The sequence below is a fragment of the Longimicrobium sp. genome, from assembly GCF_048594345.1.
Lineage (GTDB): Bacteria > Gemmatimonadota > Gemmatimonadetes > Longimicrobiales > Longimicrobiaceae > Longimicrobium.
This window is the reverse complement of the sequence record NZ_JBMDXM010000255.1, coordinates 1-12,398: the sequence shown is the minus strand read 5'-3', so window position 1 is coordinate 12,398 and position 12,398 is coordinate 1. Positions and strand designations below refer to the sequence as shown.

Here is a 12,398-nt window from a genome sequence, read left to right as displayed (position 1 = left end):
CCATGGTTTACGGCGCGCCCGCCGCCAGATGGCGGACCCGGCCAGTATAGGCCGCACCCGCTCCCGACGCCATACCGCGAGCGTATCAACCGGTTCATCCCTCTGTTGTGGACGCGCCGTGGTGTGGAACACCGCACATCGCCCGGCCGCCGAGTCCACGCAGGTGGACTTCGTGCAGTTCCACCCGCGGTTTCAACCGCCTGAGACGCCGCCGGCCACGTGCCCTGGCGCGCTCGTGGTCTCCCACGCTTTTATGTCGATTGCCGGCGGACAGGCGGCTGACAGGCTGCAGAAACGGCGACGGCCGGCGATCCGCGCGGGCATCGCCGGCCGTGCGTCCATCGGCGCTCAAGCTACGAGTTCGACGTCAGCCGCCTGGCCAGCAGTTCCTTGGAGCGCTCGGCGCGGCGCGTGTTCTCGTTCTTCACCTCGCGAAAGAACGCGGCGAGGTCCTGGTCGCCGGATTCCTCAGCGTCGCGGATGTACTGGTCGTGCGTCTCCGCGGCCTGAAGGGCGTGGTAGAGAATGCTAACGAGGTTGTAGGTCACGTCCCCGGTGCCGGTATTGCCCTGGCTGCTGTCGGTCATGGAGCCGGTCTCCGTGTCTGAAGGATCGCATCCGCACGCGCCGCCGGCCGTCGCAAGAGCGGGACCGCGGGCTGCCCCATCCATCCGCCGCCCTCCCGGAGAATCGCATGCTCTACATGATCGTCGAGACCTTTCGCAATGGGGACGCGGTGCCCGTCTACCGCCGCTTTCGCGACCGCGGGCGCCTGGCGCCGGAGGGGTTGCGCTACGTGTCCAGCTGGGTAACGGACGACCTGCGCCGCTGCTTTCAGGTGATGGAGTGCGACAACGAGGCGCTGCTGCGCGCGTGGATCGCCGCCTGGGACGACATCGTGGAGTTTGAGGTCGTTCCCGTCATCCCCTCCGCCCAGGCCGCCGCCGCCATCGCCCCGCGCCTGTAATGGGGATGATGATCTACATCATCCGCACGCCTGGAGTTTTCATGGATTTTGGCCGCCACGTCATAAACCGGCGCCTGCCGCGCGTTGCATCCCCGGAGTGCTTTACGCGAGCCGCCGCGGGTGCGGTTCCACCGGATGCACCGCGCTGTACCGAGCGGGCGCTTCGCCATCCAGCGAATGCCGTTCGCCGTCGCCGGCAGTCGCTGGGCTCGCCCCCCACGACTGCCGCGCGTCGTTGTGAATCCGTTGCGTCCTGATTTCACCCGCCTTATTTCCCAGCAGAGTTCGCAGTTCGGTCCGCGTCTCTGACCCGGGGTACGCGATGCGCCTGCTCCCGCTGCTCCCGCTCCTCCTGCTTTCCTGCCTTCGGATTGTGATCCGGTAACGTGCCCCCCGCCTGCAGGAGCGAATAAAAAATTCGCCGCTACAACTGCACAAAGTCCACCTTCGTGGACTCGGCGGCCCGACCGTATGCGGCGTCCCATGCACCGGCGCGTCCGCAATCGGGAGATCACCGGTTTAGATCCGCAATCGGCATCATTTGCCGCTGGCCAGGCAAAAAGATGAGCGGCGTCCTCCCAGCCATCGGGAGGCGCCGCTCACGCTTCTACTCTCGACCGCTTGCCGTGAGTTCGCGCTGAGCCAGCGGAATCAGCACGAGACAACTCCGTTGACTCCGTTGACTCCGTGTGAGGCATTTCCCTGGAAATCTGCCTTCGCGCCGATCCAGTGGAGGCGCGCTTACGCCAGCGGCAGCCCCGACGTGGCGCGCGTGCGGTCGTCGTGCAGCGTGCGCAGCGCGGTGACCTGCGGGTGCTCGGTGCCGCCGCCCATCTCCTCGACAAAGCGGCAGGTGGCGCGGCCCCGCGACGCGGCCTCGTAGCGCGACTCCCACTCGCGCATGGCCGCCTCGTCCGCGGCGCTCTCGTACGGAAAGGTCACCGGCGGGTTCTCCATCCCGATGCGCCAGGGCTTGGGCGTCAGCCGCGCGCGAAAGCTTTTTTGCACCTGGCACAGCGTGATGTACTGCGGGTCCGCGCCCAGGGCGGCCATCGCCTCCTGCGCCTGCGGATCGGTGGGCGAGAACAGCGCGTGCGTCACCAGGTAGCGCAGCCCGGAGTGCGTGCGGTACACGCGCACCCGCCACTCGGAATGCGATGCGACCCACCGCCGCAGCCGGTCCATCGCCGCGGACGCCGGGTCCGCGGGGGCGGGTGGGGGAGGGGGCGGCGCCGCGGGCTGGGCAGGCCTGGATCCGAAGAGGCCACCCAGGATGGATTTCACCCCGCCCGGCAGCGGCAGCGCATCCACCAGCTCCCGCGCCGCCGCGATCGGGTCGCCGGACGCCATCGATGATCCCCGCGACTCCGGCGATCCCGCCCGCGGGTTGTCATCGCGCTCCACGTCCACGTCGATGAAAAAGACACGCGCGGCGTTCAGCACCACGGCGCCGTACGCGTTGCGGGTGAGCGCGGCCTCCGGCGCATCCGCCGTGGCCGCCGCGGGAAACTCGCCCACCACCTCTTCGCGCAGCGGCCGGTCGCCGTACGCGTACCGCTCGGGAAAGCCGGCCCCGGCGCGAATGCGCTCCGCCACGCGCCCCACCGCCTCCCGCGCCAGCGTCTGCGCCTCGGCCTCGCTGCTTCGCGAGCCGCGCCACACGTGAAACCGCACGAACTTTCCGGACGGAGTGGTCGCCGTGGATTCAGCGCGCGACCAGTAGCGGGGGATCAGCATTCGATGGGCGCTCCGGTGTGTCGGGGGATGACGCGAGGGATGCCGTCAGTATCGAACGGGGCACCCGTGGACGCAAGCAGAATCGCAAACCGAAGGAGTTGCCTCACGCGGAGCCGCAAAGAACGTGGAAGCAACCGATCCGCGTCCTCGGGATTCCCGTTACCTCGGGCGTCAGCAACTCCCGCCCGTGTGCAGCGGGATCGCATCCTCATCGTACGTCATGCGGCTCCACGACTGCAGAAAGGCGGAGTAGATGGTGTCGTCCTCCACCCTTACCAGCAGTTCGTCGTTCACATAGTTGCCGGAGCGCGTCAGGTTGTGCGAGCCGGTGAACACCATGCGCCGGACCGGGCCCTCCGGCTCGTGCCTGCCCCGGATCAGGATGAACTTGTCATGTGTGTTGATGCACCAGACGGGAATCTTCTTCTTCACTCCCTGCAGCGCCTCATAGGTCGTGGTGTCCATCGATCCCACGGCGATGTACACCCTGCACAGGTACGAACGTTTTTTGGCCAGCATCCGTGCAACCGCGTTGCGCTCCTCATTGAAGGTGCTCTGCGCCACATGAATCACGCAGTCCGAATCGCCTTCGACGCTCCTGATGCGCTGCTCCACCAGGTCCGTCTGCTGCTGCGGCGAGGCAAACACCCGCAGCCCGAACGTGTTCCCGATGAAGAAGCCGGGCCCCGGGCGGTCAAAAAAGTCGTTGCCCGGATACTTGGTCCGCCCCTCCCAAAGCTCGGTCCAGTATTCATCCATGAAGCCGTTGTACAGTTTCCTGTCGCCGTACACCGTCACGGTGTTGTTGTACGTCTGGCTCCCCGAATGAGGCGACAGGTTGGCCGATCCGAACCAGGTTACGAAGGTGCGCCGCGCGCCGCTCGCGTCGCGGGTATGGGTGAACAGAAAGAGCTTGGAGTGCATGACGGCGCCCCGCGCCTTCGCGATGCACCCGTCCCATCCGGCGGTGGCGGTATCACCGCCCCTGGTGCACCACCGAAAGCGCGAACCAGGGCCCCCCGGTTGATTCAGGTAGGCTTCGAGGACCTCAGGGTCGGTGATGCTCTCATCGTCCATCGGATCGGCGGGGTGGTGGCTGCCGTCCATCGCCACGAACACCCGCACGCCGCGTGTGTGTGCCCGCTCCAGTGCCTGGCGCACCTCTGAATCGTTCAGCGTAAAGATGGCGGCTCGGATCTCGGAGTTGCCCGGGGCGTTGTTGATCAGGTAGATGACGTGATTCAGGATCGACCGGTCCTCCGTAACGCCGCCGGACAGATCGGTAAAGTGGGCCTCCACCCGGACGTGCCCCCAGGTGGAGACGGCGTACGGCGGCGATGGAATGGAGAGCAGGGTGGGGCCGTCGCTGGCCGGCATCACCACGTAGGGGATGTCTTCGCACGCGCCAGCCGCGAACGCGATCGCCAGACACACGGCTGTCCTGAGCTTGATGGATGGGCGCATGATGGACACTCACGGAAACGGGGGAGAAGGCAAGGTCCGTCCCACCTAGATTGGCCCGAAACAGATGATCAGGCAATGCTTTTCGTCGCCTGGCGCCGGACGACGCCCGACTCAGGCCGGCGCGCGTGCCGAATGTTCTGTTTGACGTTTGACGACGAAATCCGTAGAAGGTACTATTGGAGCGGAAGCTGCGCGGTGGATGGGCCCGCGTGCCTCCACGGTCGCCCACTGGTGGGCGCTCGTCCGTTCCCAAACGTGGTTCGTGGAGGCAGCGATGCAGAAGATCCGGCTTCAGGTGGATGCGCTTTCGGTGGAGAGCTTTGCGCCCGCGGCTGCCCCTGAGCGGGTGCTTCGCGGCACCGTGCGCGGCGCGGCGGACACCCTGGTGCGCTCCTGCCAGACCCAGCAGTTCAACTGCACCGCGCAGGGGGGCTACACCTGCGACTACAGCAGCTGCGTGAGTGTGCCGGTGAACATCTGCGCCTGACGGGACGTCCGGGGGCACGCGAACGGCCGGCATCCATCGCGGATCGCCGGCCGTCTTCGTTCGTATCTCTGTGGCTTTTGTGACGAGCATTCCGGACGCCGGAATCGCTCACCGCCGTCGAACATGTCCGCACCAGAAATCGGCCGGCAATCCCCGTGATTGCCGGCCGATTCTGTTCGGTCAATCCCTCATGTGAGAATCGGGAGCCACCCTGTCCCACCAAGAAAGAACCGGCGATCTCGCGGACGAAGATCGCCGCCCGGTTGCTGCTTGAGCAACCCGGTTTACCCGAACGGATGAGGTGTATCGTGGCGACCAGCTACTACGTGAACACCAGGGCGCAGCCAAACGGAGACCACGAGGTCCACAAGAGCGGGTGCACGTGGATGCCCGCGCTGGAGAACAGGATGTACCTCGGCGCGTTCGACGGGTGCGCAGGCGCGGTTAAGGAGGCAAAGAAGACGTACCCGACCACCGCCAACGGCTGCTACTACTGCTCCAACGCCTGCCACACGCATTAGAACAGCGACCGCGGCAGGAGAGGGCGTTACGCGAACGAAAGCAGGTAAACCTGAGCTGGAGAAATCCCCATGGCGAAGTTCTGGATGACCAAAGATACGGCCGGCGAGTGGCGGTGGGCGCTCCTGGCCGACAACAACCGGACGATCGCGGATTCGGGCGAGGGCTACGTCCGCCGCGACGGCTGCCTGGACGCGATTACCCGCGTAAAGAAGGCTGCGGCCGGCGCCTCCGTGTACGACGCGTCCGACGGCACGGCCAAGCTGGTTCCGGACGTGTAGCGGGTGGGCAGGCGGGGTTCGCGTCGAGAACGGAACCTCGCCTGCGCTGCGCCTTCCCCGGCATGCTTCTCGCCGCCCGCCCTCGCTCCGAACTTCGACAGAGGAGAGGCGGATGCGAGCGATCGTGCTGGAGCGGTTTGGCGGGCCGGAAGTGCTGGAGGTAAAGGAGATCGACCGTCCCGGCGCCGGGCCGGGTGAGGTGCTGGTACGCGTGATCTGCGCCGGGACCAACCCGGTGGATGCAAAGCTGCGCCAGAATGCCGGCTGGGCGGGGCTCACGCCGCCGCTGGTGGTGGGATACGACGCGTCCGGTGTGGTGGAGGAGGTGGGCCCCGGTGCCACCGGCTTTTCGGTGGGTGACGAGGTCTACTACATGGACGAGATCTTCGGCAACCCGCTGGGCACCTACGCCGAGTACAACGCCGTCCCCGCCCGCATCGTCGCCCACAAGCCGCGCGGCCTTTCGCACGAGCAGGCGGCCGCGGTGCCGCTGGCGGGCGGAACGGCATGGGAGGCCATCGTCCGGCGCCTGAACGTGCGCCCGGGCGAGACGGTGCTCATCCACGGCGGCGCCGGCGGCGTGGGCTCGTTCGCGGTGCAGTTTGCCAAGGCGGCCGGCGCGCGGGTGCTGGCGACGGCCAGCGCGCGCAATCAGGACGTGCTGCGCCAGCTGGGTGCCGACGTCCCCATCGACTACGGCGCGGAGGACTTTGCCCAGGTGGCGCTGCGCGAGTCCGGCGGGCGCGGCGTGGACGCGGTGTTCGACACCGTGGGCGGCGATCTGATCAAGCGCAGCATCCCCGCCACGCGCCCGTTCGGCCGGCTGGCGTGCATCCTTACGCCCGAGGGCACGCTGGGCGGGCTGTCGAGCAAGAACCAGACGCTGCACGGCATCTTTGTGATGCGCGAAGCCGAGCGGCTGCGCGACATGGCCGCCGTCATCGACCAGGGCCGCTGCCGCCCCCTGATCGGCGAAACCATGCCGCTGGAGGACGTCCGCCGTGCCCACGAGCGCCTGGACGGCGGCCACGGCACCGGCAAGGTCATCCTCCGCGTCGCAAAGGGATGATGATCGGTGATGTCTTGAGATGAACGAGATCGGAAGCCGCGCAGAGCCGCGGCTGCCGATCTCGTTTGGTGATTTTCAGATTCGCGTCACCCGCGCGGCCGCCGCACGATCTCTCCCGCGGCGAGCGTACGCCTTGATCGCCCCCGCGATAAACCCATTTCCCCCCGCGCGCATCCTAGCTCCGACCTGAGCAACTTTTCACAAATCCATCGGATCGGAGAAGCGCATGCACGAACCTTCCGCGACCGCCCTTCTGCAGCGCGTCGACGCGCTGGAGCGACAGGCAAGACGCAGCCGGGCGCTCTCGCTGGGTCTAGGAACCCTGCTGGCGGTGGTGTCGCTGGGCGCGTGGATCACGCCGCCGGGCACGGCCGACGTGCTGCGCGCCCGCACGCTCATCATCGAAGACGAGCGGGGGCGCGACCGGGTAGTGATCGGTGCGCCGATGCCCAGCGGGATGGGCACCACGCGCATCAGCCCCAGCACCGGCATCATGATCAACGACACCGCCGGGCACGAGCGCTTTGCGCTGGGATTGCAGGAAACCGGGCAGATGTCGATGGGCTTCGACGCGGCCCCCGGCAACGGCGACCCGCGCAACCCCGAGCGGCTGAACCTGGGCGTGGACGTGAACGGAAACGGGTTTGTCCGCTACCTGGACAAGGGGACGGGCCTGGCCGGGTATCTGGGCCTGCGACCCGATAACCGTGTCTGGCTGGAGTTTCTGCAGGTGAGCGCCGATTCCGTCATCCGCCGCCGCGTCGGCCTGCAAGGCGACCAGATGGTGCGCGAAGCGCGCTGAATCCATCTGCTGGCGGCGTCGCCACCGGCGGATGCAAACAGATTGGCCGGCACTCCCAACGGAGCGCCGGCCGATCTGGCTTTTTTCTTCCCGAGCCGCGCCAGCCGTTGTGCCGAGGCGCTGCTCGTTGGCCCTGGGCCGAGCATTCTACAACGATTGCGCAATCCTACCAAATCTGTGTTATTATCAGGTGCCATTGGTGCCATTGGTGCCATTGGTGCCATTGGTGCCATTGGTGCCATTGGTGCCATTGGTGCCATCGGTGACCCTGGTGACTCGAGCCAGTAGGCACTTGAACTATTTGGGAGATACATGGCCGAGCGTGCAATCGACCTCAATCACGCCCGAACTCAACTGGCCGAGCTGGTGCGTCAAGCCGCTCGTGGTGAGGACGTGATTCTTACCGAGGATGGGCGAGCGGTCGCCAAGATCATTCCAATCACCCGCGCACAGGGTCCTCGTGAATTCGGCAGCGCCAGGGGTTTGATTCACATGGCGGATGATTTTGACGAGCCCCTTGAAGAATTCGCGGATTATATGTAGCCTCTGTGCATGTCTACCCGCGCGCTGCTCGACACGCACAGCTTTCTCTGGTTCATCGGCGGAAGCGAGCGCCTTAGCCCTCGTGCACGCACGTTGATCGAAGCGCGAGAGAATCCGATCCTCGTCAGCGTCGCGGGTCTGTGGGAGATCGCGATCAAAAACGGGATCGGCAAGCTCGCCCTGGACCGGCCTTTCGCTGAACTGATCCCGGAGCAGCTGGAGCGGCAGCAGATCGGTGTCCTTGGCATTGAGCTGCGGCATCTGGACGCACTTACTCGTCTGCCCCAGCATCACCGCGATCCGTTCGACCGCTTGATCGCTGCGCAGGCACTTACGGAAGAAGTCCCGGTCATCAGCGTGGATCCCGCCCTGGACGCGTACGGCGTGCAGCGGCTGTGGTGACTTTCTTTGTACTGATCGATTCGAAACAGGCCGGCAATCCTGATGGATTGCCGGCCTGTTTCTTCCAGATCTGGAGAGAATCAGCCCCCCAGCCGCTCCCGCACGAGGTCGCTGACCAGCGCCGGGTTCGCGTTGTCGCCGCTCTGGCGCATCAGCTGGCCAACGAAGAAACCGAGCAGGCCCGTCTTGCCGGCGCGGTACTGGCCGGGTTTCAGCCCTTCGAAGCAGGAGTGACGCTGTTGTATTTCACCTTGTCCTGGGGGAATGCTCCCGCGAACGTTTCGCGCAGAAACCGGCTCTCGCCCAACCGTACCTCAGCGTTTCCGATTTCAGGTGGCGTGTCACTCTTCACTACGACTTCGATGGTCCCCGCGGGGCCCATCAGGTAGACCAGCCATTCACGTTCGGCTCCGTCGGCCATCATCCCCTCCCATTCGGGTGATTGATCCCATCAACTCCCCAGCCGCTCCCGTACCAGATCGCTGACCAGCGCCGGGTTCGCGTTGCCGCCGCTCTGGCGCATCACCTGGCCCACGAAGAAGCCGAGCAGGCCCGTTTTGCCGGCGCGGTACTCGTCGGCCTTCCCCGCGTTGGCGGCGATCACCTGGTCCACCAGCGGCGCGAGGGCTCCGGGGTCGCTCACCTGCTGCAGGCCCAGGCTGGCTACCAGCGCGCGCGGCTCGCCGCCGTTCTTCACCATCTCGGCGAGCACCTGGCGCGCGCCACTTACGGAGACGGTGCCGTCCTCCACCACTGCCGCCAGCTGGCCCAGCGCGTGCCCGCCGAACGGGAGCGCGTCCAGCGCGCGGTCACCCTGCTCCCGCGGCAGCTCGTGGAGCACCCAGTTGGCCACCGCCTTGGCCGGCGCGCCCACCACCAGCGCCGCCTCGAACAGGTCGCTCGTCGGCAGCTCGCGCGAGAGCAGGTCCGCTTCCTCCGCCGGCAGTGCCAGCTCGCCCGCGTAGCGCGCGCGCCGCGCCTCCAGCTCCGGCGAGCGCTCCACGTCGGGCGCGGGGGCCTTGCTGCGCGGCTTTGCATCGCCCGGCGACGCGGCGCGCTCCGTCCTGGGCTTTTTCTCCGCCTTTGGCGCGGGGGCGGCCTTTTCCGCGGCCTTGGCCCAGGCATCGCGCAGCGTCACGGTGCGGTTGAAGACCAGCGCATCGGGTCGCGAATCCACCACGTCGCTGCAGAAGTAGCCCACCCGCTCGAACTGGTAGCGGCTCCCGGGCTCGTCGTCGCGCACGCCGGGCTCGATCAGCGCGCCCTGGATGACGACCAGCGACTCAGGGTTCAGGTACTCCTTGAAGTCGCCCTCGCCCGATTCGGGATCGGGGACGGTGAACAGGCGGTCGTACAGCCGCACCTCGCACTCCAGCGCGTGCTGGGCGCTCACCCACTGGATAGTCCCCTTCACCTGCCGCCCGTCCGGCGTGGTGCCGCCGCGCGTGGCCGGATCGTACGAGCAGCGCAGCTCCACCACCTCGCCGCTGTCGTCCTTTACCACCTCGTCGCAGCGGATGACGTACGCGTACCGCAGCCGCACCTCCGCGCCCGGCGACAGGCGGTGGAACCCCTTGGGCGGGCTCTCCATGAAGTCGTCGCGGTCGATGTACAGCGTCCGCGAAAAGGGCAGGGGGCGCGAACCCTCCTTGGGCACGTCGTGCGGCCAGAAGGAGGCGTCCAGCGTCTCCGTCTCCCCCTCGGGATAGTTGGTCAGCGTCACCTTGAGCGGCCGCAGCACGCACAGCACCCGCGGCGCCCGCGTGTTCAGGTCGTCGCGGATGGCGAACTCCAGCTTGGCCATGTCGATGCGGCTGTTGAACTTGGCCACGCCCATCTGCTCCCAGAAGGAGCGAATGGCCTCCGGCGTCACCCCCCGGCGGCGGAATCCGGCGATGGTGGGCATGCGCGGATCGTCCCAGCCGTTCACGTGGCCGCCCTTGACCAGCTCCAGCAGCTTGCGCTTGCTGACGATGGTGTACTCCAGGTTGCCGCGCGCAAACTCGTACTGGTGCGGGCGATAGGGCGTCCCACCTTCCGAGCGCACGAAGTCCTGCCAGTGGTCTACCGTCCAGTCGTAGACTGCCCGGTTGTTGTCGAACTCCAGCGTGCAGAGCGAGTGCGTGATCCCCTCGATGGCGTCTTCGATGGGGTGCGCGTAGTCGTACAGCGGGTAGATGCACCACTTCTCGCCGGTGCGGTAGTGGTGCGCGTGGCGGATTCGGTAGATGAGCGGATCGCGCAGCAGCATGTTTTTGCTCGCCAGGTCGATCCGGGCCCGCAGCACGTGCGCGCCATCGGGAAACTCGCCCGCGCGCATTCGCCGGAAGAGATCGAGATTCTCCTCCACCGAACGGTCGCGGTATGCCGTCGGCCGCCCCGGCTCCATCACCGTGCCGCGCGCCTCGCGGATCTCCTCGTCCGTCGAGCTGTCCACGTACGCCAGCCCGTGCTGGATCAGGAACTCGGCGAAGCGGTACATCTGCTCAAAGTAGTCCGCCGCGTACAGCGGCCCCTCGCCAAAGTCCGCGCCCAGCCACCGCACCGTGTCGACGATGGAGTTGACGTACGACACGTCCTCCGTCTCGGGATTGGTGTCGTCGAAGCGCAGGTTGAAGCGGCCGCCCGTCTCCTGCGCGATGCCGTAGTTGAGCAGGATGGACTTGGCGTGGCCGATGTGCAGGTAGCCGTTGGGCTCCGGCGGAAAGCGGGTGACGACGGTTTCGTACTTTCCCGCGCGCAGGTCTTCCGCCACGATGGCGCGGATGAAGTCCAGCCCCTCGCGTTCGGCGAACGCCATGGCGTCGGGGAGCACGTCGCTCCCGCGCTTCGTATCGATATCGGTCACGTGACTGCTCTTCGGTCGTGATGACGAGGCGGGCCGGCACCCAGGCCGACGTCCCGCAAATCCGGATGATAAACCCCGTAGAATAACGGATCCGCGGATGATCTACAACGCCGCGCTGGCCCCGCGCCGTGCGTGAAACAAGGGTCCTCGTGGCGGGTGCGTGCTTTGTCGAACAAGCGTGGCGCGGCAATCCTCATCCTCCTTCTTCCGAGAAGTACGCGCGCCGCGCAGGCCGCCGGGCCCGGGAACTGGCGCGGCGCCCGCCGGAGCCTGATTATCCCCGCCGTAGCCTCCTGTCTCCACCTCACCGGATCCACCCACGCATGCGTCCTTTGCACCTTGCCCTCGCCGCGCTGCTGGCGCTGCAAACCGCCTGTGCGCCGCAGGCCGGCCCTCGCCCGGTTCCGCCGGTGCAGGATCCCTGCGCCATCCCTTCGTGGGCCACCCTGGTGATGGCGGAGCGGGACATCGGCATGGCGCCAGGCGAATCGCAGACGCTGGCGCCGCCGGTGGTGCACCACGGACCCTCCGGCCCACGGTCGGTCGATGAGGGTTGTTCCATCGCCTGGGCGGTGGAGGGCACCGGCGCGCAGATCGATGCCGTCGGCACGCTGGCCATCGCGCCGGACGCGCGGCCGGGTGATTCGCTGTACGTCGTCGCCCGCGCCATGGGCGATGACGCGCGGGCGCGGGTGAAGATCGTCGCGCCCGGGCCCAACCCGCTGGCGGGCACGTGGCGGCAGGTGCGGACGCCCACGTGCGTGGGCCCGGGTGGCCCGATCGGCGAGCTGGTGCTGCGGCGCAGCGGCGGGATGATGCTGACCGTGCGGCCGTTCGAGACGTACGTCGACCTGGCGGGCACGTACACGCTCGATCCGGCTACGTCGCTGCTGGAACTCCGGAGTTCCACCCGCGCCGTCGACGGCGGGCTGTTCCTGGCCGGCTACGCGCGCGTGGAAGGCGATTCGCTCGAGATCCGGCTCGCGCCCGGCGGCGACCGCGTGGGCCTGTTCGCCACCATGCCGGGCGAGGAGGAGTGCCGCGCCACGTTCCAGCGCGCCGGCGCCGCGCGGTAGCGTCCTTCGAGCCGCGAATCCTGACCACGGCAACAGCAACGGAAGCCTGGAGCGGCGTCGACCGGGATCGTACTGCGTCCGCTGGCGGCCCCCTCTCCCGGCCTCTCCCCCAACTTCGGGGGAGAGGTGACGCGAGCCGAATCTCTGGCGCGTCGTGGGAACCTGAGTCACGAACGCAGTCCGTGGGAAACGGGATCGAAGTT

The 12,398-nt window shown here is 67.2% G+C and carries 15 protein-coding genes; 9 read left to right on the top strand and 6 right to left on the bottom strand.

What is annotated here, in order from left to right; translation table 11 throughout:
* Positions 1-353: 353 nt before the first annotated feature.
* Positions 354-587 (bottom strand): hypothetical protein, encoded by a 234-nt coding sequence (locus ACOJUJ_RS27210; protein ID WP_420130079.1) that lies wholly within the window; start codon positions 585-587, stop codon positions 354-356.
* 107 nt (positions 588-694) lie between these two features.
* On the opposite strand from ACOJUJ_RS27210, the gene ACOJUJ_RS27205 reads away from it, so the two are divergent.
* Positions 695-967 carry a DUF3303 domain-containing protein gene (locus tag ACOJUJ_RS27205; RefSeq protein ID WP_420130078.1) on the top strand — a complete coding sequence of 91 codons (273 nt, stop codon included), beginning with the start codon at positions 695-697 and terminating at the stop codon, positions 965-967.
* A 741-nt stretch (positions 968-1,708) separates the two neighbouring features.
* Here the strand turns inward: ACOJUJ_RS27205 and ACOJUJ_RS27200 are convergent.
* Positions 1,709-2,704, bottom strand: a complete 996-nt coding sequence (locus ACOJUJ_RS27200; protein WP_420130077.1) for a hypothetical protein — start codon at positions 2,702-2,704, stop codon at positions 1,709-1,711.
* Positions 2,705-2,875: 171 nt separating this feature from the next.
* Entirely contained in the window at positions 2,876-4,138 is a 1,263-nt protein-coding gene (locus ACOJUJ_RS27195; RefSeq protein WP_420130076.1) for a phospholipase D-like domain-containing protein, read from the bottom strand.
* Between the two features lie 304 nt (positions 4,139-4,442).
* Here ACOJUJ_RS27195 and ACOJUJ_RS27190 point away from each other — a divergent pair, with 304 nt between their 5' ends.
* The 7 genes from ACOJUJ_RS27190 to ACOJUJ_RS27160 all read left to right on the top strand — a co-directional run bounded on the left by ACOJUJ_RS27190 (position 4,443) and on the right by ACOJUJ_RS27160 (position 8,271).
* The gene (locus tag ACOJUJ_RS27190) at positions 4,443-4,655 is read left to right on the top strand and encodes a hypothetical protein (RefSeq protein ID WP_420130075.1); all 213 of its coding nucleotides are present in this window, start codon (positions 4,443-4,445) and stop codon (positions 4,653-4,655) included.
* A gap of 296 nt (positions 4,656-4,951) precedes the next feature.
* Positions 4,952-5,176, top strand: coding sequence for a hypothetical protein (locus tag ACOJUJ_RS27185; RefSeq protein ID WP_420130074.1), 225 nt, complete (start codon positions 4,952-4,954; stop codon positions 5,174-5,176).
* 69 nt (positions 5,177-5,245) lie between these two features.
* Positions 5,246-5,455, top strand: a complete 210-nt coding sequence (locus ACOJUJ_RS27180) for a YegP family protein (RefSeq protein ID WP_420130073.1) — start codon at positions 5,246-5,248, stop codon at positions 5,453-5,455.
* Between the two features lie 112 nt (positions 5,456-5,567).
* Complete coding sequence (locus ACOJUJ_RS27175; protein ID WP_420130072.1) at positions 5,568-6,524, top strand: zinc-dependent alcohol dehydrogenase family protein; 957 nt, start codon at positions 5,568-5,570, stop codon at positions 6,522-6,524.
* 226 nt (positions 6,525-6,750) lie between these two features.
* Positions 6,751-7,326: a hypothetical protein gene (locus ACOJUJ_RS27170; RefSeq protein ID WP_420130071.1), complete on the top strand. Its 576-nt coding sequence runs from the start codon at positions 6,751-6,753 to the stop codon at positions 7,324-7,326.
* A gap of 312 nt (positions 7,327-7,638) precedes the next feature.
* Positions 7,639-7,869 carry a type II toxin-antitoxin system Phd/YefM family antitoxin gene (locus ACOJUJ_RS27165; RefSeq protein WP_420130070.1) on the top strand — a complete coding sequence of 77 codons (231 nt, stop codon included), beginning with the start codon at positions 7,639-7,641 and terminating at the stop codon, positions 7,867-7,869.
* 9 nt (positions 7,870-7,878) lie between these two features.
* A complete protein-coding gene (locus ACOJUJ_RS27160) occupies positions 7,879-8,271 on the top strand; it encodes a type II toxin-antitoxin system VapC family toxin (protein ID WP_420130069.1) in 393 nt (130 codons plus the stop codon).
* Positions 8,272-8,351: 80 nt separating this feature from the next.
* Here the strand turns inward: ACOJUJ_RS27160 and ACOJUJ_RS27155 are convergent, their stop codons facing one another.
* The 3 genes from ACOJUJ_RS27155 to ACOJUJ_RS27145 are packed head-to-tail and all read right to left on the bottom strand — an operon-like array spanning position 8,352 to position 11,071.
* The gene (locus ACOJUJ_RS27155) at positions 8,352-8,486 is read right to left on the bottom strand and encodes a hypothetical protein (protein ID WP_420130101.1); all 135 of its coding nucleotides are present in this window, start codon (positions 8,484-8,486) and stop codon (positions 8,352-8,354) included.
* Positions 8,483-8,692 (bottom strand): hypothetical protein, encoded by a 210-nt coding sequence (locus tag ACOJUJ_RS27150; RefSeq protein ID WP_420130068.1) that lies wholly within the window; start codon positions 8,690-8,692, stop codon positions 8,483-8,485. The genes ACOJUJ_RS27155 and ACOJUJ_RS27150 overlap by 4 nt, the downstream gene beginning before the upstream one ends.
* A 30-nt stretch (positions 8,693-8,722) precedes the next feature.
* Positions 8,723-11,071: a glutamine--tRNA ligase/YqeY domain fusion protein gene (locus ACOJUJ_RS27145; RefSeq protein ID WP_420130100.1), complete on the bottom strand. Its 2,349-nt coding sequence runs from the start codon at positions 11,069-11,071 to the stop codon at positions 8,723-8,725.
* 371 nt (positions 11,072-11,442) lie between these two features.
* Here ACOJUJ_RS27145 and ACOJUJ_RS27140 point away from each other — a divergent pair, with 371 nt between their 5' ends.
* Positions 11,443-12,195 (top strand): hypothetical protein, encoded by a 753-nt coding sequence (locus ACOJUJ_RS27140; protein WP_420130067.1) that lies wholly within the window; start codon positions 11,443-11,445, stop codon positions 12,193-12,195.
* Positions 12,196-12,398: the final 203 nt, after the last annotated feature.

Bases quoted from the DNA above. Each gene is read 5' to 3' on its own strand.
- ACOJUJ_RS27205 (WP_420130078.1), top strand. From the start codon at position 695: ATGCTCTACATGATCGTCGAGACCTTTCGCAATGGGGACGCGGTGCCC.
- ACOJUJ_RS27190 (WP_420130075.1), top strand. From the start codon at position 4,443: ATGCAGAAGATCCGGCTTCAGGTGGATGCGCTTTCGGTGGAGAGCTTT.
- ACOJUJ_RS27175 (WP_420130072.1), top strand. From the start codon at position 5,568: ATGCGAGCGATCGTGCTGGAGCGGTTTGGCGGGCCGGAAGTGCTGGAG.
- ACOJUJ_RS27185 (WP_420130074.1), top strand. From the start codon at position 4,952: ATGAGGTGTATCGTGGCGACCAGCTACTACGTGAACACCAGGGCGCAG.
- ACOJUJ_RS27170 (WP_420130071.1), top strand. From the start codon at position 6,751: ATGCACGAACCTTCCGCGACCGCCCTTCTGCAGCGCGTCGACGCGCTG.
- ACOJUJ_RS27180 (WP_420130073.1), top strand. From the start codon at position 5,246: ATGGCGAAGTTCTGGATGACCAAAGATACGGCCGGCGAGTGGCGGTGG.
- ACOJUJ_RS27200 (WP_420130077.1), bottom strand. From the start codon at position 2,704: ATGCTGATCCCCCGCTACTGGTCGCGCGCTGAATCCACGGCGACCACT.
- ACOJUJ_RS27160 (WP_420130069.1), top strand. From the start codon at position 7,879: ATGTCTACCCGCGCGCTGCTCGACACGCACAGCTTTCTCTGGTTCATC.
- ACOJUJ_RS27165 (WP_420130070.1), top strand. From the start codon at position 7,639: ATGGCCGAGCGTGCAATCGACCTCAATCACGCCCGAACTCAACTGGCC.
- ACOJUJ_RS27140 (WP_420130067.1), top strand. From the start codon at position 11,443: ATGCGTCCTTTGCACCTTGCCCTCGCCGCGCTGCTGGCGCTGCAAACC.
- ACOJUJ_RS27150 (WP_420130068.1), bottom strand. From the start codon at position 8,692: ATGGCCGACGGAGCCGAACGTGAATGGCTGGTCTACCTGATGGGCCCC.
- ACOJUJ_RS27145 (WP_420130100.1), bottom strand. From the start codon at position 11,071: ATGGCGTTCGCCGAACGCGAGGGGCTGGACTTCATCCGCGCCATCGTG.
- ACOJUJ_RS27210 (WP_420130079.1), bottom strand. From the start codon at position 587: ATGACCGACAGCAGCCAGGGCAATACCGGCACCGGGGACGTGACCTAC.